This is a genomic window from Marinobacter sp. B-12, assembly GCF_056857915.1.
Genome location: NZ_JBSXOB010000005.1, coordinates 1 through 2,714 on the forward strand (window position 1 = coordinate 1; position 2,714 = coordinate 2,714).

General features: G+C 52.0%; 4 protein-coding genes. 3 read left to right on the top strand and 1 reads right to left on the bottom strand.

Annotation, left to right across the window (positions count from 1 at the left end):
* The first annotated feature begins 161 nt into the window (after positions 1–161).
* The 3 genes from AC13D2_RS00070 to AC13D2_RS00080 all read left to right on the top strand — a co-directional run bounded on the left by AC13D2_RS00070 (position 162) and on the right by AC13D2_RS00080 (position 2,257).
* On the top strand, positions 162–587 hold the full coding sequence (locus tag AC13D2_RS00070; RefSeq protein ID WP_482938014.1) for a helix-turn-helix domain-containing protein: 426 nt from the start codon (positions 162–164) through the stop codon (positions 585–587).
* 89 nt (positions 588–676) lie between these two features.
* Positions 677–1,576 (top strand): aromatic amino acid exporter YddG, encoded by a 900-nt coding sequence (gene yddG, locus AC13D2_RS00075; protein ID WP_300497893.1) that lies wholly within the window; start codon positions 677–679, stop codon positions 1,574–1,576.
* A 111-nt stretch (positions 1,577–1,687) separates the two neighbouring features.
* Positions 1,688–2,257: a pyridoxamine 5'-phosphate oxidase family protein gene (locus AC13D2_RS00080; RefSeq protein ID WP_300500610.1), complete on the top strand. Its 570-nt coding sequence runs from the start codon at positions 1,688–1,690 to the stop codon at positions 2,255–2,257.
* Positions 2,258–2,311: 54 nt separating this feature from the next.
* Here AC13D2_RS00080 and AC13D2_RS00085 read toward each other — a convergent pair whose 3' ends face one another.
* Complete coding sequence (locus AC13D2_RS00085) at positions 2,312–2,455, bottom strand: hypothetical protein (RefSeq protein ID WP_292048071.1); 144 nt, start codon at positions 2,453–2,455, stop codon at positions 2,312–2,314.
* Between the last annotated feature and the right edge of the window lie 259 nt (positions 2,456–2,714).

A 2,714-nucleotide genomic window follows, 5' to 3' on the forward strand; every position in this document is an offset into this window, starting at 1 on the left:
CCTTCGAGCTCCAGTTGATCGTGTACCGTCAGGTTAAAGGGCGCTGCAGGTTTGGGCACAGTGGAAACCTATTCTTGTTGATCGATAGGCTTACATTGTAACCGATATCAGTCAGCGAATTAACCGCACGGAACACTAGCCTCGAGCAGTACGTTACGTTTTTGCATTCCCAGTTGAAACAGGGTGGGGATTCCACTCAAACTCAGCACCAGATGCTGTTGTTGCTGATTCAGTTACTGCAGGAACGTTTTGGCGACAAACTGAGACTGGACCGACGGGTAGAAACCGCCAAGCGGTTTATCGATGAAAACTACGGCCGTAAAATCACGGTCAGCCAGTTGGCCTCTATTTCACACCTGAGCCCGCGGCAGCTAAACGAGCTGTTCCGGGAGCAGGTCGGTCTCACTCCTCACCATTACCTCACGGAACTCCGCATGCAGTCATCCTGGCAACTGCTCGAACAGGGTGAGCTGTCGATTCAGAGTATTGCCGATGCCGTCGGCTACAGTTCGTTGTCAGCCTTTAGTGATCGCTTTTCTCAGCACTTTGGGTACTCGCCCAGTTATTTCCGCAGGTTTTCGAAATAACCCTTCCGAATTCCGAAAGTCTACACCGGGTACTGCGCCTTATGCTTCTTCTCCTTGAGTTCACTCATTCGTGATTGGGAGAGGCAATAATGAGAACCGCAACAGCCACCTGGATTGGCTCAATATCAGTACTTCTGTGGGGCACGCTCGCCATACTGACCAAACTGACTGGCGGCCACATTCCGGAATTCCAGCTCATGGCGATGACGTTTACCATCGCGTTTCTCCTGATGTTTGCGCGCTGGTTTCGAGCAGGGCACACCGGAATCCGGTACGCACGCCAGTCGGCGTTTGCCTGGTGCATTGGCGTGGTTGGCCTATTCGGCTATCACTTTGCCTATTTTAAAGCGATGACGCTGGCACCGGCTGTAGAAGTGAGCCTTTTGGCCTATCTTTGGCCTCTGTTCATAGTGCTGTTCTCTGTACTGTTACCCGGCGAATCCCTGCGTGCACAGCACATTGCAGGCGCGGTTATGGCCTTGGTCGGGTGTTGGTTGCTGATCGGCCGAAACATCAGCGGTTTCAACGCGGAGAACCTGGATGGATATCTGGTCGCATTTGCCTGTGCGCTCATGTGGTCCTCCTATTCGGTGCTGAGTCGGCTGGTCAAATCCGTGCCCACGGATGCCGTTGGCTGGTTCTGCGGGGTGACTGCTGTGTTGGCGTGGGTCTGCCACCTGATGTGGGAGTCCACAGTCTGGCCAAGTAACGGGAGCCAGTGGGTAGGTGTGATAGGCCTGGGGCTTGGCCCAGTGGGCATCGCGTTCTTTACCTGGGATTACGGTGTAAAACACGGGAACATCCAACTGCTCGGAACCTTGGCCTACAGTGCGCCGCTGATCTCGGTGGTATTGCTAATCGCGGCCGGGTTTGGCGAGCCGACTGTTGCAGTTGTCGGAGCCAGCATTCTGATTGTGGTTGGTTCTTTGATTGCTGGTAGGAATGGAAACCTAAGAGGTTCCCAGACTGAGGAGATTAAAAATCTCTAAAGGCGGCCTTGATTCAGTATTAAATAGTGACGACAAGACGTAACACTTGAGCCTGAAGAGTTACTGGTAGTAAATGGGGAAACAGATTCATGAAAACCTCAGGAGCCCAACATGGCCCACAAGTATGCGGAAATCGCTTTTACCAGTACGGTTAAGCAGGTCCAGGAGGAAATGGGCAGTCGAACCGGTTACTCATCCATTGAGTCCGGGCCAGACCGCAACAACCTCCTCAGAGATCGTGAGCGGGTGTTCATCGAGGCTCGGGACAGCTTTTACATTGCCAGTGTCAGTGAAACCGGTTGGCCCTACATCCAGCATCGGGGTGGGCCAGCCGGATTTTTGAAGGTCATCGACCAGTCGACCATTGGTTTTGCGGACTACTCAGGTAACCGCCAGTACGTCACGACTGGCAATGTGCTTACCAATGATCGCGTTGCATTGTTCCTGATGGACTACCCAAATCGGCGGAGACTCAAACTGCTTGGCAGGATGGCACTGGTTGGACCTGAGTCATCGTCAATTCTCGACCAATTACAGGACGACAGCTATAAAGCCCAGGTAGAGAGGGGCATGATCATTCGGATAGAGGCCTTTGACTGGAACTGTCCACAACACATTACACCTCGTTACACGCAGTCGGAGGTGGACGCCTTTATTGAGTCGATGGGCAACCAAGGCTAAATATAAAAAATGCGTGGGCGGCCACCAGGGCCACCCATTATCGTTTGGGGCAGCTTAGTTGCCGGTACCCAGTTCGACAGTTTCAATTGCAGGATTATTGCCGCGCTCAATATCTCCTTGGCTAACACCTTCGGCCTGCGCGAATGCAGAGAAAACGAGTACAGAAAAAACGAGAAAGAACTTGTTGATTGCGTTCATGTGATATTCCACCTTCTAAGAAAATTAGATTAGACAACGTCGCCTCTTTGGCTTGATTGGGATTCTCTCTGTTATCCCGCTGCAGAAAAAATTGCTTGGCGATATACAACACATCACAGAGTTATGGTGATTTCTGGTGTATGGAGGCAGGTTGAAAGGGTGGCGTATCCTGTTGGTTGATCTCGACCAAGATCACAACCAACAGAGGGATGATACGCCATGTCAAAGTCTACCCTGCACGCTCTTTCACAACCAGAGC

What these genes read in the sequence shown, in the direction of transcription:
- yddG (WP_300497893.1), top strand. Translation starts at nt 677, where the DNA reads ATGAGAACCGCAACAGCCACCTGGATTGGCTCAATATCAGTACTTCTG.
- AC13D2_RS00080 (WP_300500610.1), top strand. Translation starts at nt 1,688, where the DNA reads ATGGCCCACAAGTATGCGGAAATCGCTTTTACCAGTACGGTTAAGCAG.
- AC13D2_RS00085 (WP_292048071.1), bottom strand. Translation starts at nt 2,455, where the DNA reads ATGAACGCAATCAACAAGTTCTTTCTCGTTTTTTCTGTACTCGTTTTC.